The 22,141-nt window shown below is 64.2% G+C and carries 22 protein-coding genes; 7 read left to right on the top strand and 15 right to left on the bottom strand.

Annotated features, from left to right (window positions below):
* Positions 1-2: 2 nt before the first annotated feature.
* The 5 genes from LB532_RS11315 to LB532_RS11335 form a co-directional block, all read right to left on the bottom strand.
* A complete protein-coding gene (locus LB532_RS11315; protein WP_140637736.1) occupies positions 3-608 on the bottom strand; it encodes a hypothetical protein in 606 nt (201 codons plus the stop codon).
* Positions 609-612: 4 nt separating this feature from the next.
* Positions 613-1,092: a DUF3828 domain-containing protein gene (locus LB532_RS11320; RefSeq protein WP_140637735.1), complete on the bottom strand. Its 480-nt coding sequence runs from the start codon at positions 1,090-1,092 to the stop codon at positions 613-615.
* Between the two features lie 133 nt (positions 1,093-1,225).
* Complete coding sequence (locus tag LB532_RS11325; protein WP_140637734.1) at positions 1,226-3,208, bottom strand: FAD-dependent oxidoreductase; 1,983 nt, start codon at positions 3,206-3,208, stop codon at positions 1,226-1,228.
* A 118-nt stretch (positions 3,209-3,326) separates the two neighbouring features.
* Positions 3,327-4,976 carry an ABC transporter substrate-binding protein gene (locus LB532_RS11330; RefSeq protein ID WP_140637733.1) on the bottom strand — a complete coding sequence of 550 codons (1,650 nt, stop codon included), beginning with the start codon at positions 4,974-4,976 and terminating at the stop codon, positions 3,327-3,329.
* A 41-nt stretch (positions 4,977-5,017) separates the two neighbouring features.
* On the bottom strand, positions 5,018-6,565 hold the full coding sequence (locus LB532_RS11335; protein WP_140637732.1) for a trimethylamine methyltransferase family protein: 1,548 nt from the start codon (positions 6,563-6,565) through the stop codon (positions 5,018-5,020).
* A gap of 92 nt (positions 6,566-6,657) precedes the next feature.
* On the opposite strand from LB532_RS11335, the gene LB532_RS11340 reads away from it, so the two are divergent.
* The gene (locus LB532_RS11340) at positions 6,658-7,560 is read left to right on the top strand and encodes a LysR substrate-binding domain-containing protein (protein WP_140549163.1); all 903 of its coding nucleotides are present in this window, start codon (positions 6,658-6,660) and stop codon (positions 7,558-7,560) included.
* A 67-nt stretch (positions 7,561-7,627) separates the two neighbouring features.
* Positions 7,628-9,517 (top strand): DNA mismatch repair endonuclease MutL, encoded by a 1,890-nt coding sequence (mutL, locus tag LB532_RS11345; RefSeq protein WP_224556824.1) that lies wholly within the window; start codon positions 7,628-7,630, stop codon positions 9,515-9,517.
* Positions 9,518-9,639: 122 nt separating this feature from the next.
* Here the strand turns inward: mutL and LB532_RS11350 are convergent, their stop codons facing one another.
* The gene (locus LB532_RS11350; RefSeq protein WP_140565139.1) at positions 9,640-10,533 is read right to left on the bottom strand and encodes a DMT family transporter; all 894 of its coding nucleotides are present in this window, start codon (positions 10,531-10,533) and stop codon (positions 9,640-9,642) included.
* Between the two features lie 90 nt (positions 10,534-10,623).
* Here LB532_RS11350 and LB532_RS11355 point away from each other — a divergent pair, with 90 nt between their 5' ends.
* On the top strand, positions 10,624-11,550 hold the full coding sequence (locus LB532_RS11355) for a LysR family transcriptional regulator (RefSeq protein WP_140637731.1): 927 nt from the start codon (positions 10,624-10,626) through the stop codon (positions 11,548-11,550).
* Between the two features lie 3 nt (positions 11,551-11,553).
* Here the strand turns inward: LB532_RS11355 and LB532_RS11360 are convergent, their stop codons facing one another.
* Complete coding sequence (locus LB532_RS11360) at positions 11,554-12,096, bottom strand: hypothetical protein (RefSeq protein WP_140637730.1); 543 nt, start codon at positions 12,094-12,096, stop codon at positions 11,554-11,556.
* 172 nt (positions 12,097-12,268) lie between these two features.
* Here LB532_RS11360 and LB532_RS11365 point away from each other — a divergent pair, with 172 nt between their 5' ends.
* Positions 12,269-12,502, top strand: a complete 234-nt coding sequence (locus tag LB532_RS11365) for a DUF2093 domain-containing protein (RefSeq protein ID WP_140494196.1) — start codon at positions 12,269-12,271, stop codon at positions 12,500-12,502.
* Here LB532_RS11365 and lpxK read toward each other — a convergent pair.
* The 6 genes from lpxK to LB532_RS11395 form a co-directional block, all read right to left on the bottom strand.
* Positions 12,499-13,524 (bottom strand): tetraacyldisaccharide 4'-kinase, encoded by a 1,026-nt coding sequence (gene lpxK / locus LB532_RS11370; protein ID WP_140637729.1) that lies wholly within the window; start codon positions 13,522-13,524, stop codon positions 12,499-12,501. The genes LB532_RS11365 and lpxK overlap by 4 nt on opposite strands.
* 1 nt (position 13,525) lies before the next feature.
* Positions 13,526-14,842, bottom strand: a complete 1,317-nt coding sequence (gene waaA, locus LB532_RS11375; RefSeq protein WP_140637728.1) for a lipid IV(A) 3-deoxy-D-manno-octulosonic acid transferase — start codon at positions 14,840-14,842, stop codon at positions 13,526-13,528.
* Positions 14,839-15,630 (bottom strand): lysophospholipid acyltransferase family protein, encoded by a 792-nt coding sequence (locus LB532_RS11380; protein WP_140637727.1) that lies wholly within the window; start codon positions 15,628-15,630, stop codon positions 14,839-14,841. Before LB532_RS11380 ends, waaA begins: the two co-directional genes overlap by 4 nt.
* Before the next feature lie 5 nt (positions 15,631-15,635).
* Positions 15,636-15,881: a DUF4170 domain-containing protein gene (locus LB532_RS11385; protein ID WP_140494203.1), complete on the bottom strand. Its 246-nt coding sequence runs from the start codon at positions 15,879-15,881 to the stop codon at positions 15,636-15,638.
* Positions 15,882-15,957: 76 nt separating this feature from the next.
* Positions 15,958-16,761 (bottom strand): 3'(2'),5'-bisphosphate nucleotidase CysQ, encoded by an 804-nt coding sequence (locus tag LB532_RS11390; RefSeq protein WP_140637726.1) that lies wholly within the window; start codon positions 16,759-16,761, stop codon positions 15,958-15,960.
* Positions 16,748-18,091 carry a TldD/PmbA family protein gene (locus LB532_RS11395; protein ID WP_224556793.1) on the bottom strand — a complete coding sequence of 448 codons (1,344 nt, stop codon included), beginning with the start codon at positions 18,089-18,091 and terminating at the stop codon, positions 16,748-16,750. Before LB532_RS11395 ends, LB532_RS11390 begins: the two co-directional genes overlap by 14 nt.
* A 157-nt stretch (positions 18,092-18,248) precedes the next feature.
* On the opposite strand from LB532_RS11395, the gene LB532_RS11400 reads away from it, so the two are divergent.
* Complete coding sequence (locus tag LB532_RS11400; protein ID WP_140637724.1) at positions 18,249-18,665, top strand: VOC family protein; 417 nt, start codon at positions 18,249-18,251, stop codon at positions 18,663-18,665.
* A 26-nt stretch (positions 18,666-18,691) separates the two neighbouring features.
* Here the strand turns inward: LB532_RS11400 and epmA are convergent, their stop codons facing one another.
* Positions 18,692-19,738 (bottom strand): EF-P lysine aminoacylase EpmA, encoded by a 1,047-nt coding sequence (gene epmA / locus LB532_RS11405; RefSeq protein ID WP_140637723.1) that lies wholly within the window; start codon positions 19,736-19,738, stop codon positions 18,692-18,694.
* Between the two features lie 123 nt (positions 19,739-19,861).
* On the opposite strand from epmA, the gene efp reads away from it, so the two are divergent.
* Positions 19,862-20,431 carry an elongation factor P gene (gene efp / locus LB532_RS11410; protein WP_140637722.1) on the top strand — a complete coding sequence of 190 codons (570 nt, stop codon included), beginning with the start codon at positions 19,862-19,864 and terminating at the stop codon, positions 20,429-20,431.
* 22 nt (positions 20,432-20,453) lie between these two features.
* Here the strand turns inward: efp and LB532_RS11415 are convergent, their stop codons facing one another.
* The gene (locus LB532_RS11415) at positions 20,454-21,353 is read right to left on the bottom strand and encodes an HNH endonuclease (RefSeq protein WP_140637721.1); all 900 of its coding nucleotides are present in this window, start codon (positions 21,351-21,353) and stop codon (positions 20,454-20,456) included.
* Positions 21,354-21,569: 216 nt separating this feature from the next.
* Between LB532_RS11415 and LB532_RS11420 the strand changes: the two genes are divergently transcribed.
* Positions 21,570-22,112, top strand: a complete 543-nt coding sequence (locus LB532_RS11420; RefSeq protein WP_140637720.1) for a dihydrofolate reductase family protein — start codon at positions 21,570-21,572, stop codon at positions 22,110-22,112.
* The last annotated feature ends 29 nt before the right edge of the window (positions 22,113-22,141 follow it).

Consider the following 22,141-nt stretch of genomic DNA (forward strand, 5'->3'; position numbering starts at 1 on the left):
CGTCATTCGCATTGGTACTGGCTGAGCGCCCATTCACCGGTCACCGATAGCAGGTCCGATATCTTCCATTCACCGTCGACCTTCTTGAACTTCCACTCAAGGCGGTGCGGGTTGCCGGCGACGACGAAGGCGACGATGACCTTGGCCTGGTCGCCATTGATCGCCTCGAGCGTCTTCAGGCTCTTGTCGATCTCGGCCTTGTCATAGTCGGCATTGTCGAGCGCCATGTTGGGGTCGAGGCACTCGCCCTGCCCGGATTTGCGCAGCGCATCGCTCTTGTCGAGCACCGTTTTCGCCGGATCGACGAAATGGCCGCGCTGCGAAGGATCGACCTCCAAGCCGACCTGATCGTAGAACGGCCGCACCACCGCCGTCGGCGAGCCCGGCTGAATTGGGGCGGCAGGTTCGCCCGGCGAGGCAACCGGTGGCGTTGCCGGCTCGGCGGCTCCGCGAGGTGCAGGCGCTGGCGGCGACCCGTTGTCATCGGGCGCGGTGGCCGCCGGAGCGTTTGCCGGCGGCGCGCCGAGCAGCCCCTGCGCGGCGCCGCCACTCAAGTCCGCCGCCATCATGCACACGGCCGACAGCGCCAGGAACCGGTGGCGGGCCATCGGATCACTCCGGATCTTGGCCCGCCAGGCATTCGAGCTGGCTCAGCGTCCAATCGTTGGTCTTCGATGCGATGTCCGATATCCTCCACTTGCCGTCGATCTTCTTCAGCGACCAATGCATTTCGCGTTGTGCATCGTCTCCTTCCGGAAAGAGACTGAAGCTCGCCACCACCTGGGCAGTGTCGCCGTCCACTGTCTCGGACACTTTCAGGGTCTTGGAGACGGTCTTCTGGTCGAAATCCTGCGCATCGAGGCCCGGATCGAAATCGATGCAGGCGACCTGGTCCGGATTCTTCCTCGTTGCCTGATCGTTGAGGTCGAACAGTCTCGTCACCGGCTCGGTGAAGCGATCCCGGTATTTTGCGTCGGCCTCGAACTTGACCTCCGGAACATAGAAGAACTTCACTGCGTCCGACGCCGGACCGGCCAGGGCGACAGCGGGAAACGCCGTCGAAAGGGCGGCAAGGAGCACTGTCAGTCTCATGCAGAATCTCCGGCTTTTGATGGCTTGGCGCAATCACGCATCCTGCATATCGGCTTTTTTGCGGCTCATGAAGCCCGAGGGCCGCTCGCCGCCGGTGCAGGTCATCCGACAGGCGCGCGTGCCAAGACTGCGATCAAAGGCCAAGCGCCACCTTGCGGCCATCATGGATGGCAAAAGCCGCCTGCCTCGAGGCGGTGCAATCACCAATCGACGTGTGGGCAATTTTCCGTCTGTCGAGTTCGATGGAAAGCATGTCGGCCGCCATACTCGTCGTGGCGAAGACCAGCGCATCGGCTTCGACGTCCTGCTCGGTTCCGTCGAGTAGGGAAGCGACCCTGGCCGCTTTGCCGTCCCAATGAACGATGGCGCTCTCGGTCAGAAACCGCACCCGCAGCCTGGTGAGTGCGCGGCGCAGCGGCGCGTCGACGGCCATTCGCTGAAGCTCTTTGCCAACCAGGGCGTCAGGTGTCACAAGCGTCACATTGTGACCGTCCTCGGCGAGTTTCCAGGCGGTGCCGCACCCTTTCCAATTGCCGCCATCGTCGAGCAAGATAACATTTTTGCCTGGCCTCACCTCACGGGCCATCACGGCTTCAGCCGAGAGAACCAGGCCGCCGCCCGGGATGCTTTCCCACTGCGGCAATGCCCGTTGGAAAGCGCCGTCCGGCGGCATCGAGCCGGTTGCGATGATGACGTGATCCGCGCCTTCGCGCTCGACATCCTCCGCCTCGACATATTGTCCGTACCGGACGTCGACCTGAAGCTGGCTGAGCTGGCGCTGGTACCAGTCGATCAGATCCAGAATCTGGGCGCGGCGCGGTTGCAGCCCCGCAAGGCGGAACTGCCCCCCAAGGCGGTCGGAAGCCTCGGCCAGTGTGACACGGTGGCCGCGCTCGGCTGCTACACGCGCCGCTTCGAGGCCGGCGGGACCGCCGCCGACGACCAGCACGCGCTTGGGTTGGCTAGCAGGGGCGAAGCGATCTCCGCCCCACTCCCATTCCCGCCCCGCGGAAGGATTGATGACGCAGCTGATCCAGTAGTCGCGGCTGCGTCGGCCCCAGCACATCTGATTGCAGGACAGACACCCGCGAATGTCTTCCGGCCGTCCGGCGGCGGCCTTTGCAGCCAGGTGCGGATCGGCGATCTGCCCCCGCACGATGGAAACCAGATCAGCGTGGCCCTCGCTCAGCACGCTTTCGGCGTTCTGCGGCGTACGGATGTGACTCTCGGCCGTGATCAACGCGTGGCGCACGGTGGATTTGAGCACGGACGCCAGGTCGGCACCGAGCTTCTCCGGATAAACAAAGGTCGGCATGATTTTGTAGAAATCGAAGTAGGAGCCCGTTCCACAAGTCACATAGTCCATCAAAGAATCGCGGTCGTGGAGGTCGATTATCTCGGCCAATGCTTCGCGCTTGAGCGCCACTTCGACTTCCGGTTCGTCGTTGACCGCAAGGCCGATGATGAAATCGTCGCCGCATTCCCGGCGAATTCTGCTCATCACCTCACGGCTCATCCGGGTGCGATTTTGAAGGCTGCCACCCCACCGGTCGTCGCGGCGGTTCGACCAGGGCGTCCAGAACTGGTCCAGCATCGAATGATACGCCGCCCAGACCTCGACGCCGTCGAAACCGGCCTCGCGGCAACGGCGCGCCGCTTGTACGAAACCGTCGATCGTTTCTTCGATCTCGACTTCGGACATTCGATGCGAACCGTCAGAGTCGTGATAACTCGGCAGCCCGGAAGGGGACCAGCCGGCATGGAACGAGTTGTCCGCGTCCGCGTGCTGACCGACATGATAGAGCTGCTGGATGGCGACGGCGCCGTTGCCGCGGATCGCTTCCGTCACTTTGCGGAAATGGGGGATCACGCTGTCGTCGGAAGGACGGAAGTTGCCGCGGGTAAGAACCGCGGCCCGGTGCACCGGCATCGGCTCGACGACGATCATCCCCGCGCCGCCGATAGCGCGTTCGGCATAATAGCCGACATGCCGTTCTGTCGGCAGTCCCTCTACTGCCATGTTCGCGGTATGGGCCCCGAACACGATCCTGTTGCGTAAGGTCTTGCCGCGCAGAGCAATCGGCGCGAACAACCGGTTGAAGACCTGCCCAGACATGTACCGCTCCTCAAAAGCCTTAGCGGCAGCACCCGAGCGCCAGCGCCCGCAGCCAAAGATCGATTTTTGCCGGAATGCCGGCACCTGAAAGGGTGCCGGCATTCGCCAACCATTGCAGCTAGGCGTCCAGCCAGACGTTCTGGAGGTCCATTTCGAAGGTCTGGTGGACGCCGTAGTTCTTCACCTTCTTGCTCGTATGACTGTAGAGCTTCTGCCAGAACGGCTGGATGATGACGCCGGAATCCTGCAGGATCTGCTCGACATCCTTCATAACCTCCTTGCGCTTGGCGACGTCGATCAGCGATAGCGCCTGCTTGAGCTTGGCGTCGAAATCGGGATTCGAATAGGCCGATTCATTCCAGGCCTCGCCGGTGCGATAGCCGAGCGCCAGCACCTGGACGCCGAGCGGGCGCATGTACCAGATCGTCATCGAATAGGGATATTTCGTCCAGTCGTTCCAGAACGTCGAGCCCGGCAGCACCGTGCGCTTCACCTTGATGCCTGCCTCCCGCAGCTGGCCCGCGATGGCATCGCCGGTGTTCTTCTGCCAGTCATCCTCGATGGTGATCAGCTCATGCTCGAAGTCGGCCTGACCCGCCTCCGCCATCAGCTTCTTGGCGCCAGCGGCATCACGCTCCTTCTTGGGCAGTGGGTAATATTCCGGATGGATGGGGCTGACATGGTGGTTTTCGCCGACCGTGCCGCGACCGCTGTAGCCGAGCTGCAGCACCGCGTTGTTGTCGACCGCCATCTGGAGCGCGTTGCGAACACGCTTGTCGTCATAGGGTTTGTGCGTGACGTTGGTGCGCGCAACCAGGGTGGTCGCGGTCGCCACCTCCGATTTCTCCAACCCCATCTTGTCGAGGATGTCGATAAAATCGGCAGGCGACTCGAAATTGAGGTCGATTTCGCCGGAATCGAAGGCATTCACCGTGGCGTTGAAGTCGGTGCCGTAGTCGATGAATTCGACGCCGTCGAGCGGAGCTTCGCCGCCCCACCATTTGCCGTTCTCGCGGCGCTTGACGACAGCCTTCTGGCCAACATCGTAAGAGACCAGTTCGAAGGGTCCGGTGCCGATCGGCTTCTTGATCGGATCGGCGCCGTCGGCATCGAAATTGCGGTGGACGACGAGCGCCGGATAATCGGTGAAGTTCGGGATCAGCGAAATGTCGGGCTCGGAGAGCTTCAGCTTGACCGTGTTGTCGTCGACCTTGGTGATCGCGCCGTCCCTCGCCTTACCGGTCTTGGCGTCGATAAGCGCGCCGACACGCGCGGCCATGGAGTTGCCGGCGACGCCCTTCTCGCACCAGCGCGTCACATTATGCACCACGTCATCGGCGTTGAAGGTATCGCCATTGTTCCAGGTGACGCCCTTGCGCACATGCAGCGTATATTCGGTCGCGTCGTCGTTGATGTCCCAGCTTTCGAGCAGCACCGGCTCGAAGGTGAACTGTCTGGTGTAGCGCACAAGCGGCTCCAGCCAGGTGCGCGAGATGTTGGCAAGCTCAACCCAGTCGTAGGTGCGCGGATCCTTCTGCGCCTTCACGGACATCGAGACATGCAGCGTTCCGCCCTTCTTCGGCTCCTCGGCCAAGGCGTTTGTCGGCGCGGCAAGGCCGATCATGCCATAGGCGAGCGCGGTCGACGCCCCGAAGGCGCTGGCCAGCGCCAGGAACTCGCGCCGGTCCATCCGGCCTGCCCGTGCTTCCACGGCCATTGCATCGATGGCGCCCGGGACGCGATCGCCGTTGCTTCTGAACAATGTCATTTCTTCCTCCCTGTGGTTCCCCTGGGCCTTCGCCCTTTGCATCAACTAACGGTGTCCGGCAGCTTCTCCTCACGCCGCGCGATCAAATCCCTGAGACCTTCGGCGATGCCCTCGTCGAGCTTCGGCTCTTCGTAATCGGCGAGCATGTTGCGGGCTTTTTCGCGACCGCGCGTGTCATGGTCCTTCGCGCCTTCGGCATTCCACTGCTCGTAGGAATTGAAGTCCATGATGCTGGGCATGAAGAAGGCCCGCTCGAAATGTTCGAGCGTGTGCTGGGTGCCGAGGAAATGGCCCTGCGGCCCCACCTCGCGGATGGCGGCCATCGCTTCCTTGAAATCGTCGAAGGGCAGCCCCCCGGCATATTTGTACCAGCCGACGAGCTGTTCGCAGTCGGTCGCGAACTTCGAATAGCCGCAGGTGAGACCCGCCTCGAGCCATCCGGCCGAGTGCCAGATGTAGTTGGCGCCGGCAAGGATGGCGGCATGCATGAGCATGTTCGCCTCGTAGCCCGCCTGGGCATCGTTCAGCTTGGAGCCGACATGGAAGCCTGACGTGCGCCACGGCAGCCCGTATTTCCGTGCCAGCGCGCCCATCAGATACATCATCTGCGCGGCCTCCGGCGTGCCGCCCATCGGAGCGCCGGTCTTCATGTCGACCGTGACCATGAACTGGCCGTAGATCTGCGGCGAACCCGGACGGATGAGCTGGGTGAAGGCCACGCCCGCCAGCGCCTCCGCATTGACCTGCGCCACCGCGCCCACTGCCGAGGCCGAGGTCGAGGCGCCGCACAGCGCGAAGGGCGCCAGGATCAGCGGCTGATTGTGGCGCGCATAGACCTTCATCGCGTCCAGCATGGTGGCGTCCCACACCAGCGGCGAGTTGCAGTTGGTGATCGACACCAGCACAGGGTTGTCGCGCACGTAGTCCTCACCGAACACGATGCCCGCCATCGCCATCGTGTCTTCCGCCCGATCCTTCGACGTCACGATGCCCATGAACGGCTTGTCGGAATGCTTCAGCGCCGAATGGATGATGTGGAGGTGACGCTTGGGCACCGCTATTTCCATCGGCTCGCAGATGATCGAACTCGAGGAATGCAGGGCTGGCGCCATGTAGGCTAGCTTGTGGAAATTGTTGAGGTCGGCGAGCGTGCCGTAGCGCCTGACATTGTCGAGGTCGCGCACATAGGGCGCGCCATACATCGGCACGAAGATGGAATTCTTGCCGCCCACGCGCACCGAACGCTCAGGGTTGCGCGCGTTGAGCGTGAACTCCGACGGCACCTTCGAGACGAGCTCCATCAGCAAGGCGCGGTCGATCCGCACTCTCGTCTCGGAGACGTCTGCGCCGGCGGCCTTCCACATTTCGATGGCCTCATCGTCGCGGAACTCGCATCCGACGTCCTCCAGGATGGCGAGCGATTCCTGGTGTATGAGTTCCACTGCCTCGTCCGGCACCATCTGATAGACGGGGATTTGGCGGACCAGTGTCGGAAACGACGTTACCGGAGCTCCCCGCAGCGCCTTGCGCCCCAGGCGGCCGCCGGCTCGACGATTGGCGTGTTCGGTCACAGCGGCCGGTGCGTTCATGGCAACTCCATTCCTCTTATACCTCGCAGCCTAGACGCACAAAACAGGAATGTGACGCTGGAAAATCCTGATCTCTTGTATAAGCTCTGCTTATGCGAAACCTGCGCCACCTCCTTCCCTCGGCGGGCAGCCTGATCGTTTTCGAGGCGGCGGGCCGCCTGTCGAGCTTCACCGCCGCCGGGCGAGAGCTCGGCATGACCCAGGCCGCCGTTTCCTACGCGGTGCGCGGGCTGGAGGAACAGCTCGGTGCCAAGCTGTTCCAGCGCCGTCACCGGCAGGTCAGCCTGACGGAGGCCGGCGAGCGTTTCCACGCCGACGTTTCGCTGGGCCTGTCCCACATCCGCAAGTCGGCGGAGGATCTGCGCCTGCAGGCGACCGGAGGCCACGTGACGCTTGCCGCCTCAACCGCCTTCGGTTCCTTCTGGATGATGCCGCGGCTCCAGCAGTTCCGCGACGAACTGCCGGGCATTGATCTGCGCATCCAGACCGCCGACCGCGATCTTGACATCATCGCAGAGGGCATCCCGCTTGCCGTGCGCGGCGGCGAACCGAGGGACTGGCAGGACTATCATTCGCTGCCGCTTGCCGACGAAGAGATCTTTCCCGTCGCCGGCACCAGCTACGCGGCGAAGTTCGGCCTGCCCAAATCGGTCGCGGAACTGGCCACGCACCGTCTCATCCATCTCGAGGAGCCCTATCGAGAGGCGGCGAGCTGGAATGAGTGGTTCGAATCGGCCGGCGCCCGTCTCGGCGATACCGCGCGCGGCCTGCGCATCAACGACTACGGGCTGGTAATCCAGGGCGTCATGGAAGGGCAAGGCATCGCGCTCGGCTGGCGCCACCTTGCCGAGCGGATGCTGGCGACGGGACTGTTGGTGCCGGTGACGGACCATGTGCTCAAGACCGGCAAGGCCTTCTATGTCATCTGGCCGAAGAACCGGGAGCTTAGCGAGAATGCCCGCAAGGTACGGGATTGGCTGGCAGCGCAAGCGTGAGACCGTTCACTGTTTTCGCCGTACTTCACCCTCGCCCGCTCGGCACGAATCCGCCTATACTGTCACCATGCCCATACGCCAGCTTTCCGAAACGATGATCAACCAGATCGCCGCCGGCGAAGTCATCGAGCGTCCGGCAAGCGTGGTGAAGGAACTGGTCGAGAACGCGCTTGATGCCGGTGCGGGAAAGGTCGAGGTCGTCACGTCGGGCGGCGGGTTGAACCTGATCCGTGTCACCGATGACGGCTTCGGCATCCCCGAAAAGGAGCTTTCGCTGGCAATCGCACGCCATTGCACCTCCAAGCTCGCCGAAGACATCCACGACATCCGCTCGCTCGGCTTTCGCGGCGAGGCGCTGCCGTCGATCGGCTCGGTGTCGCGGCTGTCGATCCGCTCGCGCACGGCGGCAAGCGACAGCGCCGCCGAGATCGGCATCGAGGGCGGCAGGATCTCGCCCGTCAGGCCGGCGGCGGCCAATCGCGGCACCACGGTGGAGGTGCGCGACCTTTTCTTCGCCACCCCGGCAAGGCTGAAATTCATGAAAGGCGAGCGCGCCGAAAGCTCGGCGACCAGCGACGTGGTCAAGCGCATCGCGATCGCCTTTCCGACCGTTCGCTTCACGCTCACCGGTTCCGACCGCTCGACGCTGGAATTGCCGGCGACCGATGACAGCGCGGAAGGCAGCCTGCGCCGCATCGCCCAGGTGATGGGAGCCGAGTTTCCCGACAATTCCATTGCCATCGATGCGATGCGCGAAGGCGTGCGCCTGACCGGTCATGTGTCGATCCCGTCCTTCACCCGCGCCAACGCGTTGCAGCAATATGCCTATGTCAATGGCAGGCCGGTGCGCGACAAGCTGATCGCCGGCGCTATAAGAGGCGCCTTCGCCGACGTCCTGCCACGCGACCGCCATGCGGTCACGGTGCTGTTCCTGACGCTCGATCCGGCGATCGTCGACGTCAATGTCCACCCGGCCAAGGCCGATGTCCGCTTCCGCGACCCCGGCCTGGTGCGCGGGCTGATCGTCGGCGCCATCCGCCAGTCGCTTGCCGAAGCCGGCATCCGCGCAGCCACTTCCGGTGCCGCCGGCATGATGGCGGCGTTCCGGCCGGGAGCGGCGTCATACGCCCATGGCGGCCCGGCCAATGGCCACCGCAGCTACGAAGCGGCCTACCACGCCTCGGGCTCTGCCGGTTTCGACCCCGCACGCTCGCCGCAACGGCCACTCGACATGGAGTTCCAGGGTTCAGGATTCGAACGCGCGAGTAGAGGAAACGGCGGGTTCGGCGAGAACGATCAGGCGGCGTTCGATGCCGGCCCGATCGCCAGCGCCGACGCCCGGGCAGGACAGGGCGAAGTGGCGGAGACGCTGCTTGGCACGGTGCTCGGTGCGGCACGGGCGCAGGTGCATGAGAACTACATCGTCGCCCAGACCAGGGACTCACTCGTCATCGTCGACCAGCACGCCGCGCATGAGCGGCTGGTCTACGAGGCGTTGAAGAACGCGCTGCACGCGCGCGCCGTGCCGTCGCAGGTGCTGCTTCTGCCGGAGATCGTCGACCTGCCTGAAGAGGATGCCGAGCGGCTTGCCATGCATTCCGAAACGCTCGCCCGCTTCGGGCTCGGCATCGAGCGTTTCGGGCCGGGCGCCGTGGCCGTGCGCGAGACGCCCTCGATGCTCGGCGAGACCAATGTCCAGCAATTGGTGCGAGACCTCGCAGACGAGATCGCCGACAACGACACCGTCGACACGCTGAAGGAAAGGCTGGACAAAATCGCGGCGACCATGGCCTGCCATGGTTCGGTGCGTTCCGGCCGCCTGCTCAAGCCCGAGGAGATGAACGCGCTGCTGCGCCAGATGGAGGCCACGCCCGGCTCCGGCACCTGCAACCACGGTCGCCCGACCTATATCGAACTCAAGCTGGCGGATATCGAAAGGCTGTTCGGGCGGCGGTGAAGGCTGCCTGCGAGGTTTTCCGGCGCAGCCCCCACCTCGCTGCTTCGCAGCGGGCGGGGGTCCGAAAAGAGCCGCTTCCAAGCGGCTCTTTTCGAATCAAGAAGTGACCCCAACCCCCTGATTCATCTCTTCAAATTCACCACGATGACGCCCCCTAGCGCCAGCGCGCCGCCAAGCAGGCCGAGCAGCGTCGGGACTTCGCCCAGCCAGAAGAAGCCGATCAGGGCGGACATCGGAGAGACCAGATAAAGGAAGTTCGAGGCACGCGCCGCAGGCAGGCGCGAAAGCGCCGTCGCCCAGGCGGCATAGGCGATCAGGCTCGGCACGACGCCGAGATAGATGACCGCGCCCAGCCCCGCCGTGTCGGCGACCGCCGCCTGCGAAAAAGCTGCCGGCAGGAAGGGCGCCAGGCAGAGCGCGCCGAGCACCATGTTCGAGGCCGCGATGGTCAGTGGGTGGTGGCGGGCGAACAGCGGCTTCTGGACGATGGTGTTGACGGCCGAACAGAGCGCCGATCCCAGAACCAGAAGTGCACCCGTGTCGAAATGCAGGCCCTGTCCGTCGGCCATCGCGATAATGCCGATGCCGCTGAAGGAAATGGCGGTGCCGACCCAGGCCATCGTCGAGAATCGTTCGCCGAGCAGCGCCATCGCCATGATGGCGGTGAAGATCGGGCTGACATTGATGATGAAGCCGGCAGCGCCGGCCGAAACCGTCAGCTCGCCGAAATTGAGCATGGCGGTGTAGAGCGCCACGAAAACGGCGCCGCCAAAGGCCAGGCGCCACAACTCGCCTATGCGCGGCAGCGTCGGCCGCCTGACGGCGAGGAAGATCGCCGCAGGTACCGCGGCGATGGCAAAGCGCAGGGCGCCGAGTTCGAGCGGCCCGAACGCGGCGAGACCAGCCCGGATAGCCGGAAAGGCCGAGGCCCAGCCAATCACGGTCAGCGCCACCGCTACGGCCGCGGTGGTGTCCATCCGCTGTGCTGGATTCAACGTGCTCGTCATTGCCCTCACATCGTCCTCCCGTTCTTTCGCCTCTCGATTGGGACAAAACCCCTTTTCGGGCCGATTGACAAACGACCAAATCAAGGGTCAGCTGTGACTATGGATCACAGCTTAGACGGCATCTTACCGCTCGAGACCCTGCGCGCCTTCGATGCAGCGGCACGCACGGGGAGTTTTTCGGCCGCCGCGCAGAGGCTCAACCTTACCCATGGCGCTGTCAGCCGGCAGATCGCCAAGCTGGAGGGCTGGCTTGGCCTGAAGGTTTTCGAACGCGGGGCGCGTGGCGTGACGCTGACGAACGAAGGCAATCGCCTGCATCTGAGGACCACCGAAGCCTTCGCGTTGATCTCGGTCAATTCGGATCGTTGGGTTGAACCGCGCGGCACCGCAGTGGTGCGGCTGGCCTCGATCCCCTCGGTGAGCGGCCTGTGGCTGATGCCGCGCATGGCGGCGCTTGAGAACGATCCCACTCGCCTACGCATCGTGCTGGATGTCGACAACCGCCAGGCCGATCTCGCCGACGAAGGCATCGATCTGTCGGTGCGTTGCGGACGCGGCCGCATCCCGGGCCGCGTTTCGATGCAGTTGTTCGAGGAGTATCTGTTTCCGATCGCCTCGCCGAGTCTCGCGCCGGAGATCGGCGGCGGCGACCCGGCCCGGCTGCTCAAATTCCCGCTGATCAACGATTCCGATGCATCCGGCTGGCGCGCCTGGTTCGCCGCGCGGGACATGGACTACCGGCCGCGCCCGCAGGATCGCCGCTTCGAAGACTACAATCTGGTGCTCGATGCCGCGGCGTACGGCCTGGGCATCGCGCTGGCACGCCCGCCGCTCACCGAACACCAGATACGGTCGGGGCGCGTCGTGGCCGTCGACGACCGCGTTGTGCTCAACCCCGTTTCCTACTGGCTCGATCGTCCTGCCGGGAGGCCCCGCGCCGCTGCCGCCGACCTGTCGCGCCGCATCGCGGCGCAGGCGGGGGTGTCGGCAGAAAGGATCGAACACTTCATCGAAGCCGACACGTAGGTTTCACCGAATGGCCAGCCAGGCAAATGCAATGAGCGCGGCAACCAGCAGGCCCGTTGCGATGGGGCCGATGCCGACCACGCCTTGTTCGCGTTTTCCTGGGGCGGCGTCATTTGGCTGGCCGGTCACGCGCCCCGGCACCACATTGTCGGCTGACGCCTTTTGCACGACGGATACCCGCGGTGAGATGAACGCCAGCCACGAGGGCGGCGTGGGCCGGGCAGCGCCACCGTCTTCGGGTCTTGTGACGATCACTGGCACGCCGCGCTGAGCCTCGTCACCTGGCGACGCCTGCTTGCGCGCCGAAATCTCGGAGACGGTCTTTCCGGCGGTGTCCATATCCGGCTCCATGGCCGCCTGGTAGGCCCGTACGATCTGCGGTGCGGCCAATTGCTGCGACGTCTCGGCTGACGCGGGCGGCAAGGCCGCCAGCGTTTCCACGGCCGGTTGCGGGCGCAAGGCCGGCAGCGGCGGTCGCAAGGCCACCTTGACCAGCGCTGCCTTGAGCGCATCGGGTTTCGCCGACGGCGCCGCCTGCGGCGTCATCGCCTCCTTGAGCAAGGAAGCCAGCCGAGCGGAAGAAATGTCCATCATGTCCCCACCAATGGTACTCTTCGGCTCATCAAATAGGATATCAGCATTGCCTCGAGCTTGTCCCATGCTTGACCTTGCCGGCAATTTGTGGCGATGAACTCGGCATGAAGCTCGGCACCACAGCATGATGAACCGTTTCGAAGGCCCAGGCGGCAAGGAAGCCCGTATCCGCTATCTCGACGGCGACTTCCAGGTGACGAGCCCCGGCGCGTTCGTGCGCTGCGCCGTGACCGGCGAAAGCATTCCGCTCGACGAGCTGAAATACTGGAGCGTCGAGAGGCAGGAGCCCTACATCAACGCCGCGGCCTCATTGCGCCGCGAGATCGAGGCGCACCCGGAATTGCGCAAGCGAAGCTAACGCTTAAGCTTACGCTGGCGCCAGGCATCGAGTGTCTCCTCGATGATGCGTTCGGGAACGTGGTCGAGCTCGAAGACCGCGTCGATTTCCAGCACGTCGAGACGATCGAGAAAGTCCTTCGAAGCGCCATGGCGCAGCCGGGCGGCGTCCTTGGCGGTGGTGATGAGGCCGAGCCCTTCGGCGCGCGCGTTGGCCGCCAGTTCGGCAAGCTCATCCTCGGCATAGAAATGATGATCCGGAAACGGCCGCTTCAAAGCCACCTCGCCACCGGCCTCCTCTACCGTGTCGAAGAATTTTTCGGGATGGCCGATGCCGGCGAAGGCAAGATAGCGTTTGCCGGCGAGGCGTCCCTTGCCGCTCGGCTCGGTGTGAGCCTCGAAGATCGGCCGGCCGGCGCGCGCCGCCTGGCGCACCACCGCGTCAGCGGCGGTGCCGTGACCCATCTTCAACAACCCGCTGGTGAAGACCAGTTGATCGACGACCCTGGCCCTGAGCGGTCCGCCCGGGATGACACGGCCGTTGCCGATGCCGTAGCGCGCATCGACGACGACCAGCGCATAGTCGATATGGATGCGAGCGCTCTGGAAGCCATCATCCATGATCAGGAAATCGCAGCCATGATTTTCCATGAGCAGCCGGGCTCCGGCGGCGCGGTGCGGCGTCACTGCCACGGGCGCGTGTTCGGCCAGCAGCAGCGGCTCGTCCCCGACATGCCTGGCGCTGTCGTGTTTGATGTCGACGATATGCGGCTCGGCGAAGGAGCCGCCATGGCCGCGCGACAGGAAACCGGGTTTGAGCCGCATGCGCCTGGCGTGTTCGGCCATGGCGATCGCCACCGGCGTCTTGCCCGTCCCGCCGACGGTGAAATTGCCGATGCACAGAACCGGCGCTTCGATCTTCTCGCGCCTGGCCCGCCGCATGCCACGGCCGGCAACAAATGCATAGGCGGCCGACAGCGGCGACAGCGCGAAAACGCGCCAGTCCGGCTCCTCCCACCAGAATGGTGGTGCTTCGGAGGCCATCTTAGCGCCCGTTCGCGCCCTTCAGGCGCGCCTTGACGACCAGTGGCTGGATATAGGGCTCAAGCGATTTCAGCGTGCACGCCAGCGCGCCACGCATCTCATCGACGGTCGCGGCGCCGGCCGCCATCATCTCGTGGCGCGCCACTTCGTTGGTGAGCAGGAAGTTGACGGCACCGGCCAGCATGTCGCGGTCGCGCACCAACTTGGCGCCGCCGCTGTCGAGCAGGCGCTGATAGGCCTCGCGGAAATTCTGCACGTTGCGCCCGGCAAGGACCGCCGTCTCGAGCATGGCCGGTTCGAGCGGGTTCTGGCCGCCTTCGGAGGTGAGCGAACGGCCGACAAAGGCGATCTCGGTCATCCTGAGATAGAGCCCCATCTCGCCGATCGTATCGCCGAGCAGGATGTCGACGTCGGGCCCGATCCTGTCGGCCTTGCTGCGCCGCGCGACCTTGAGGCCCATGCCGGAAATCTGCTCGGCCAAGGCCTCCGCGCGGTCAGGATGGCGCGGGACGACGATCGTGACCAGGCCGTGGTGACGCTTGTGCAGCATCGCATGAACCTCGGCGGCAACCACTTCCTCGCCGTCATGGGTCGAGATCGCCGCCCAGGTCGGACGGCCGCCGATCTGCCGTTGCAAGGTGGCCAGCGTCCGTTCGTCGACCGGCGGCGGGTTCGTGTCGACCTTGAGATTGCCGGAGACGGTTACCGGGCGGGCGCCGAGCGCGCGGAAACGTTCGCCATCGACATCGGACTGGGCAACGACATGGGCAAGATTCTCGAACAGCGCCTCGGCGATGTTGGGGCGCTTCTTCCAGGACGTGAAGGAGCGGTCGGACAGCCTGCCATTGACGAGAACCTGCGGCACGTGGCGGGCGCCAAGCTCGAGAATCGTCATCGGCCAGATCTCGGATTCGGCGATGATCGCCAGATCCGGCTTCCAGTGGTCGAGGAAACGGCTGACCGCCGGCTTGAGGTCGAGTGGCACATATTGGTGGATGATGCGGTCGCCCAATCTCTCGTCGGCGACCTTGGCCGACGTCACGGTGCCGGTCGTCAGCACGATGTTGACGCCGTAGTCGAGTATGCTCTCGACCAGGGGAACGACAGCTATGGTTTCGCCGACGCTCGCGGCATGGATCCAGATAACAGGCCCATCGGGGCGAGGCCGGCCGGCGACGCCGTAGCGTTCGCGGCGGCGATTGCGGTCTTCCTTGCCGCGCGAGGTGCGCCAGGCAACATAGGGTCCGACCAGCGGATAGGCGACAGCGCCCGCCAAACGATATGCCGACAACATGGTGCGCGCCCAGCGACCGCTCATCGCGGGGCATCCACGAGACGGTAGGCCTCGGCGGTCGCGGCATTGAGCGAGGCCGTCACTTCGAGGCGCTTGCGCTCCATTTCGGCGTCATCGGCATTGGCCGGCACGAAAACCGGTGTACCGATGATGATGGACGAGCGGCCGAACGGCAGGTTGATGGTCGTCTTGTCCCAGCTCTTCTCCAGCACCTTGCGGCGGCTGGTGGCAATGGCCGCCGGCAGAATCGGCCGGCCGGAGAGCCGCGCCAGGAGCACGATGCCGAGCCCCGCATCGCGCGGCGTGCCATGGGGGATGTCAGCGATCATGGCGACGTTCTTGCCGGCGACGAGCGACTTTTTCAGGGCGATCAGCGCCTTGGCGCCGCCCTTGTCGAGATGTTTGGCATTATCGCGCCCGCCGGACCCGCGTACGGCCTCGATGCCGAATCTCTCGATCATCAGGGCGTTGAGTTCGGCATCGGCGCTTCGCGACACCATGGCGACCAGCGGCCTGCCCTTGGGGTAGTAGGCCGGCGTCAACAGATGCTGGCCGTGCCAAAGCGCAATGATGCCGGGCTCGAACTGGGCATAGGCACCGCCGGTCAATTTCGCCGAGCCGTCGACAACGCGGTTGGTCAGGCGCACCAGCCGAACGAACTGCGCCAACAGGCCGACAATAATGTTCTTGACGAATCGCGACTGCGCCAGCGGCTTGCGGACCCTGCGCCAGAAGGCCTTGGTGGCGCGGCTGCGGCCCCTGCCCGTTGGCGTAGCCTGGCCGGGCGGCGCTTTCGCCAGATCATTGTCCATCGAAGTCAACCGACAGCCTTGTGGTCGGGGTCCAGGAGCCGATGCAGGTGCACGACGAAATAACGCATATGGGCATTGTCCACGCTGGCCTGCGCCTTGGCTTTCCATGCCGTATGGGCGGATTGATAGTCGGGATAGATGCCGACGATGTCGAGCGCGTCGAGATCGCGGAATTCGGTGCCGCCAAGCTTCTTCAGTTCGCCGCCGAACACCAGGTGCAAAAGCTGTTTCTTTCCGTCTTCCGCGGCCATTTCGGTCCTTCACATATTGTGAGTTTGTGACAGGTCTAGACCAAAGCCGCCGACTTTGGAACCTTCGATAATGCTTTCAATCATCCAGTCCGGCAATGACACCCACGAGCACCGCCAGCAGTTCACCGCTGCCGGCGGCGAGCGCGCCGTGGCGGGTCACCTCGCCGGCATAGAGCGGCGCGCGGCCATGCGGGTCGAGCAACTGGCCGCCCGCCTCGCGCAGGATAAGGTCGGCGGCGGCGATATCCCAGTCGTGCGCGTTGGGCTTGACGAAAGTGGCGTCGAGCGTGCCGTTGGCGATCATTGCCAGGCGGTAGGCAAGCGAAGGACTGTAGGGCGCCCGCTTCAACCGTTCCTGCCAGCCGGCCGGTATCCTGTCGAGCAACTGCTTCAACCCGGAAATTTCGGCCTTGTCGCCGGGCTGGCGCACCGCGATGCGGCTGCCGTTGCGGAACGCGCCCTGGCCAGGCAGCGCCCAGTAAGTCTCGTTGAGCGCCGGACATTCGAGCACGCCGGCAAGCGAGCGGCCATGCTCGACAACCGCAACGCTGACGCACCAGGTGCGCTGGCCTTCCAGGAAGCCGCGCGTGCCGTCGATCGGATCAACGACAAAGGTTCGGCGCGCCGAAAGCCGCACTGGATCGTCGACCGTCTCCTCGGACAGCCAGCCATAATCCGGTCGCGCCGCAAGCAGGGTCTGGCGAAGATACGCATCGGCGGCGTGATCGGCCTCGCTGACTGGCGAGCTGCCGCCTTTCATCCAGACTTGCGGACTGTTGCCGAAGTAGCGCATCGCGATGGCGCCCGCCTCGCGGGCAGCATCGCGCAGCAGCGGCAGATCCTCCGTGGCGCCGGTCGTGGTCAGATCATGCTCCGGCAAGGGTCATGCCTTCGATCAGCAGCGTGGGGGCAGCGGTGCCGAAATTGCGATCGAGGTCGCTTGCCGGCACCATGTTGAGGAACATCGTCTTCAGGTTGGAGGCGATCGTGACTTCGGCCACGGGATAGGCAAGCTGGCCGTTGTCGATCCAAAACCCGGAAGCGCCGCGGCTGTATTCGCCGGTCACCATGTCGACACCTTGCCCGAACACCTCGGTGACGTAGAAGCCGGTCTTGAGCGACGCAATCAGTTCTTCCGGCGAGCGCTCACCCGGCTCGATGGCAAGATTGGTCGAAGACGGCGAGACGGAGGAGCCGCTGCGCGAACCGCGTCCATTGGTGACGAGACCCAGTTCCCGCGCCGCCGAGGTCGACAGGAACCAGTGGTTGAGCACGCCGTTCTCGACCATCAAAAGTTTGTCGCCTTCGACGCCTTCGCCGTCGAACGGACGCGAGGCCTGGCCGCGCCGCCTCAGCGGCTCGTCGGTGACGGTAATGGCCGATGCAGCCACCTTTTTGCCCATCATGTCGCGCAGGAACGACGTCCTACGTGCGACGGCAGCGCCGTTGATGGCACCCGCGAGATGGCCGGCAATGCCGCGCGCCACGCGCGGATCGAACACCACGTCGACCGGGCCGGTCGCGGCCTTGCGCGCGCCGAGGCGGCGCACGGCGCGCTCCCCGGCCTTGCGGCCTATGTCTTCCGGCGCATCCAGGTCGGCAAAATGCTGGCGCGAGGAGAATTCATAATCGCGTTCCATGCCGGTACCCTCGCCGGCGATGACGCTCGTGGAGCGCGAGAAGCGCGAGGCGACATAATGGCCGAGGAAGCCGTGCGAGGTGGCCAATACCAGCCCTCCGAGCCCCGCGCTGGCATTGCTGCCCGCCGAATTGGTCACGCCTTTGACGGCCAGGGCCGCCGCTTCCGCGGCCAGCGCCGCTTCCTTCAATTGGTCGGCCGATACTTCTGTTGCATCGAACAGGTCGAGATCGCGCGTCTGCCTGGCCAGCAGCGCCGGATCCGCGAGGCCCTGGTTGGGATCTTCGGGAGAGACCCTGGCCATGGCGACGGCACGTTCGGCAAGCGCCTTCGGGTCGGACGCGGCAGTCGCGGAAACGCTTGCCACCCGCTGGCCGACAAAGACACGCAGCGAAACGTCGTCGCCTTCCGACGCCTCGGTGTTTTCGACCTTGCCCAGCCGCACCGACACACCGGTCGAGCGGCCACGCACCGCGACGGCATCCGCGGCATCGGCGCCAGCTTTTTTGGCAGCCTCGACCAGGGCCGCGACGCGGTCGGTCAATCTTGATGCGTCCGATATATCGCTCATGCGCGTGATCCTGCTGTTGCGGCTGGCCCGAGAGCCGCCGTCCCCCATCTATTGTTCCGGTCCGGCTTGTGCAATGGCACAAGCTTCAATCAAAATGCATCGGTTCAGCCGCGCATCACGAAGCGCGGCACCGCATCGCCAGCACGGAGCTTTTCCAATGACGCCTTTCCATCTTGCCTTCCCGATCCGTGATCTCGATGAAACACGCGCTTTCTATGGCGAGGTGCTGGGTTGCGCCATCGGCCGCTCTTCGGAGACCTGGGTCGATTTCGACCTATTCGGCCATCAGATGTCGGCGCATCTGCGGCCACGGGCCGCGCCGGCCGCCAGTGACGGGAAGGTCGACGGCATGGCGGTGCCGATCCCGCATTTCGGCGCCGTGCTTTTGATGGACGACTGGCAGCGGCTTGCCGCGCGGCTGGAAGCACGCGCCGACATAGACTGGCTGGAGCGGCCGATGATCCGCTTCAAGGGAGAGCCCGGCGAACAGGCGACGCTGTTCATCCGCGACCCCTCGGGCAATGCTTTGGAATTCAAGGGTTTTCGTTCGCTGGAGCAGATTTTCGCGCATTGAGACGGCGCGAGCCGCAGCGCTGGGGCTCAAGACCCGGCAACAGGCGTCCAGATCACATCCTCGATTTTTTGCGCGCCCGTGGCTAGCATGGCCAGCCGGTCGAAGCCGAGCGCGATGCCACTGGCCTGTGGCATGACCGCAAGTGCCGCGAGAAAATCCTCGTCCAGCGGATAGCGCTCGCCATAGACTCGCTCTTTCTCGTCCATTTCCATGATGAAGCGCCGGCGCTGCTCTTCGGCGTCCGTCAACTCGCCAAAGCCGTTGGCGAGTTCGACGCCGCAGCAATAGAGCTCGAAGCGCTCGGCAACGCGGAGGTCGCGTGGGCTCGGTCGCGCCAGGGCCGCCTCGGCGACCGGATACTCGCACAGGATGGTCGCGCGGCCGATACCGAGATTGGGCTCGATCTTTTCCACCATCACCCGGCTGAACAGGTCGGCCCAGCCGTCGTCGGGCGCGGTACGCAGGCCGGCACCGGTCAAGGCTTGATGGAGCGAATCGCGGTCGGTACCCCCATCGGCGTTCACCGTCGCAAGCAGATCGATCCCGGCATGGCGGGCGAAGGCGTCCGCCACCGTCAGCCGTTCCGGCTCCGCGAAAGGATCGCAGTCGCGGCCGCGAAAGCTGAAACGCGTGGCCCCTGCCCTTGTCGCGGCCAGCGCCAGCAGATCCGCGCAATCCCGCATCAGGGTCTCATAGGTTTCGCCGACCCTGTACCATTCGAGCATGGTGAATTCGGGATGGTGCAAAGGGCCACACTCGCGGTTGCGATAGACCGGGCCGAAGCTGAAGATCCTGGTCTCGCCGGCGGCGAGCAGCTTCTTGCAGGCGAATTCCGGCGACGTGTGCAGATAGAGCGGCTTGCGCTGCCCGTCCGGCGCGACCGCCTCCGTGGCGAAGGCCGCCAGATGCGCCTCGTTGCCGGGCGATATCTGCAGGGCCGATGCCTGCACCTCGACGAAATCGCGGCGGGCGAACCAATCGCGCAAGGCGGCGGCAAGGCCGTTGCGCAGCATCAGGCGCGGGCGGCGATCGGCATGCACATGCGGCGTCCACCAGGGGGAAGCGGCGGTCATGGGCGGTTTGAAGGCGGGCTGGTTCGCGTTGGGGGCTGGCGGTTCGCGCCGAGATGCGCTAGGCCCCCATCCAGCGCCGCGCAAGCCGGCAAACGCCCGTCAACTCTCGCAGGATAAAAAACCGTGGTGAAAGTCATCGCCAGTTCGCTCCGCAAAGGCAATGTCGTCGACAAGGACGGCAAGCTTTATGTGATCCTCTTTGCCGAAAACATCCACCCAGGCAAGGGCACGCCCGTGACGCAGCTCGACATGCGCCGCATTGGCGACGGGGTGAAGGTTTCGGAGCGCTACCGCACCACCGAACAGGTGGAGCGCGCCTATGTCGAGGAGCGCGAGCACACCTTCCTCTACGCGGATGGCGAAGGTTATCACTTCATGAATCCGGAAACCTACGACCAGGTGGCGGTACCGGAAAGCGTCGTCGGCGACGCGGCGCCCTATCTCCAGGAAGGCATGCCGGTTCAGGTCTCCCAGTTCAACGGCATCGCAATCGCGCTGGTGCTGCCGCAGCGCGCCACTTTCGAGGTGGTGGAGACCGAGCCGACGACCAAGGGCCAGACGGCGTCGTCGTCCTACAAGCCGGCTGTGCTCTCCAACGGGGTGCGCACCACTGTGCCGCCGCACATCGCGCCGGGGACCCGCGTGGTGGTGATGACGGCCGATGGATCCTATGTGGAGCGGGCGAAGGACTGAGGGGACGGGCGTCAGCGGAGCATTACTGCTTAAAACAGTTTTCGCGATGCCATTGCAGGAAACGGGGATGCGGCCGCTCGAACGGCCGGCCCGGCGGAAGTGCTCGCCGAGTCTTGTTTATGAATGACTGCACGCTTCCGGGGTCATTGACCTGCCTCGATATCAGGATTTCCAGGTCATCGGATAAGCTGATCAATCCGCGATCGAACATCCAATGCGCGGTACCGGACAGTGCGATCCCGTTATTGATGACATCGGGTCCGTTCGCTTCGACCGACCGAATATGAGCGGCTGAAACCTCTGCTCGGCCGCCGCCATTTATCAACTTGAGTCCCGTAATCGCGCACCGCTCGTCATAGGCGCGCAAGACGATACGGCGGAAAATACGATCTCGTACGATTCGCGATCCGATGTAGCTCACGCGGTCACGGCTCTGCTCGAATTCAAATGGCGCCTGCACATCCTGAAAGCCGGCGGATGGATCGGCCTTATCCAAGCGTGGCAGCAACATCTCATTTGTGTCCAGGCCCAAATCGATGATGCGGTTGAAGTCGGCTGCACTAAGCGGGCGCACGGCAGATTGCGCACGACCGGAAATCCGCCCCTCGGGGTTGAGCAATGCTCGCTCCATGAGACCATCAGGTCCGTTAAATGGAACAGGATTGACGAAATCGAGGTAACTCCCGGGCTCAATCAGAGCGAGATACATGTCGGGTGCCACAGGATCGGAAATGACCTTCTGGACTTTCGCTACAGCGTAGTAACCCCGAGTATCGTTCACTTTGCTAGGTTCGTAGTAAATGATCCAGCTGCCGACACATTCTTCAACGCGGCGCAGATACGGGCGAGGAAACTGGTATTGCTCTGCGGGGCGGTCGTTGTATCGCGAATCCGAGCGGTGAATGAAGACGCCGAATCCCATGATCTTCCTGCGAGGCGTTCTTAAGAACAATTGCTTCAGACGCAGTACCAAAATCCGATCTTGGGGGCTTAGTCCAGGCCCGTCGTACTTTTCCCACGATATCGATCTTTCCTAAACGCGCTTAGATCCATCCTCTGAAGGGCGTTGCGATATTTTTCCCAAGCGTGTCGCAGAAAGCTGGCGCGGCACGTCCTCTGAGCGGAGAAGGAGAACGCCATGAGAAAGCTTATCGTCACCGAATTCATCAGCGTCGATGGCATTGCCGAGGTCGAGAAGCTGCCCGGCGTCACCTGGAACGACGAGATGGACAGGTTCAAGGAGGACGAGCTTACCGACAGCGGCGCCATGCTTTTGGGGCGCACGACCTACGAGATTTTCGCCGGCTCGTGGCCGAGCGAAACCGGAGACTTCGCCGACCGGTTCAACGCGCTGCCTAAATATGTCGCGTCCAGCAGTTTGAAGGTGCTCGACTGGAAACCGGCCGAGCTGCTCAGGGGGCCGCTGCCGGAGGCGGTCAGGACACTGAAGCAAGGTAGCGGCGGCAACATCTATGTGCATGGCAGCCTCAGCGTCGCGCAGGAACTGTTGCGCCATGGTCTGGTCGACCGCGTCAGGCTGCTGAGCTACCCCGGCACCGTCGGCCAGGGCAAAAAGCTGTTTCCGGCCGGCGATCCGGTGTCGCTTGAGTTGATTTACGCCAAGCCATTCAGCAACGGCGTGGTGGCGCTGGAGTATGCGCCGGTGCTGGCGAAATCGTGAACGGTTAGAGTGCCCATCTTCCAGAGAGG

The organism is Mesorhizobium sp. ESP-6-2, assembly GCF_020164675.1.
Lineage (GTDB): Bacteria > Pseudomonadota > Alphaproteobacteria > Rhizobiales > Rhizobiaceae > Mesorhizobium.

Coding starts and splice junctions, on each gene's coding strand:
- mutL (WP_224556824.1), top strand. CDS start 7,628: ATGCCCATACGCCAGCTTTCCGAAACGATGATCAACCAGATCGCCGCC.
- LB532_RS11355 (WP_140637731.1), top strand. CDS start 10,624: ATGGATCACAGCTTAGACGGCATCTTACCGCTCGAGACCCTGCGCGCC.
- LB532_RS11320 (WP_140637735.1), bottom strand. CDS start 1,092: ATGAGACTGACAGTGCTCCTTGCCGCCCTTTCGACGGCGTTTCCCGCT.
- waaA (WP_140637728.1), bottom strand. CDS start 14,842: ATGAGCGGTCGCTGGGCGCGCACCATGTTGTCGGCATATCGTTTGGCG.
- LB532_RS11420 (WP_140637720.1), top strand. CDS start 21,570: ATGAGAAAGCTTATCGTCACCGAATTCATCAGCGTCGATGGCATTGCC.
- LB532_RS11415 (WP_140637721.1), bottom strand. CDS start 21,353: ATGGGATTCGGCGTCTTCATTCACCGCTCGGATTCGCGATACAACGAC.
- LB532_RS11360 (WP_140637730.1), bottom strand. CDS start 12,096: ATGACGCCGCAGGCGGCGCCGTCGGCGAAACCCGATGCGCTCAAGGCA.
- LB532_RS11385 (WP_140494203.1), bottom strand. CDS start 15,881: ATGGCCGCGGAAGACGGAAAGAAACAGCTTTTGCACCTGGTGTTCGGC.
- LB532_RS11365 (WP_140494196.1), top strand. CDS start 12,269: ATGATGAACCGTTTCGAAGGCCCAGGCGGCAAGGAAGCCCGTATCCGC.
- epmA (WP_140637723.1), bottom strand. CDS start 19,738: ATGACCGCCGCTTCCCCCTGGTGGACGCCGCATGTGCATGCCGATCGC.
- LB532_RS11325 (WP_140637734.1), bottom strand. CDS start 3,208: ATGTCTGGGCAGGTCTTCAACCGGTTGTTCGCGCCGATTGCTCTGCGC.
- LB532_RS11340 (WP_140549163.1), top strand. CDS start 6,658: ATGCGAAACCTGCGCCACCTCCTTCCCTCGGCGGGCAGCCTGATCGTT.
- LB532_RS11335 (WP_140637732.1), bottom strand. CDS start 6,565: ATGAACGCACCGGCCGCTGTGACCGAACACGCCAATCGTCGAGCCGGC.
- LB532_RS11380 (WP_140637727.1), bottom strand. CDS start 15,630: ATGGACAATGATCTGGCGAAAGCGCCGCCCGGCCAGGCTACGCCAACG.
- lpxK (WP_140637729.1), bottom strand. CDS start 13,524: ATGGCCTCCGAAGCACCACCATTCTGGTGGGAGGAGCCGGACTGGCGC.
- LB532_RS11400 (WP_140637724.1), top strand. CDS start 18,249: ATGACGCCTTTCCATCTTGCCTTCCCGATCCGTGATCTCGATGAAACA.
- LB532_RS11395 (WP_224556793.1), bottom strand. CDS start 18,091: ATGAGCGATATATCGGACGCATCAAGATTGACCGACCGCGTCGCGGCC.
- LB532_RS11315 (WP_140637736.1), bottom strand. CDS start 608: ATGGCCCGCCACCGGTTCCTGGCGCTGTCGGCCGTGTGCATGATGGCG.
- LB532_RS11330 (WP_140637733.1), bottom strand. CDS start 4,976: ATGACATTGTTCAGAAGCAACGGCGATCGCGTCCCGGGCGCCATCGAT.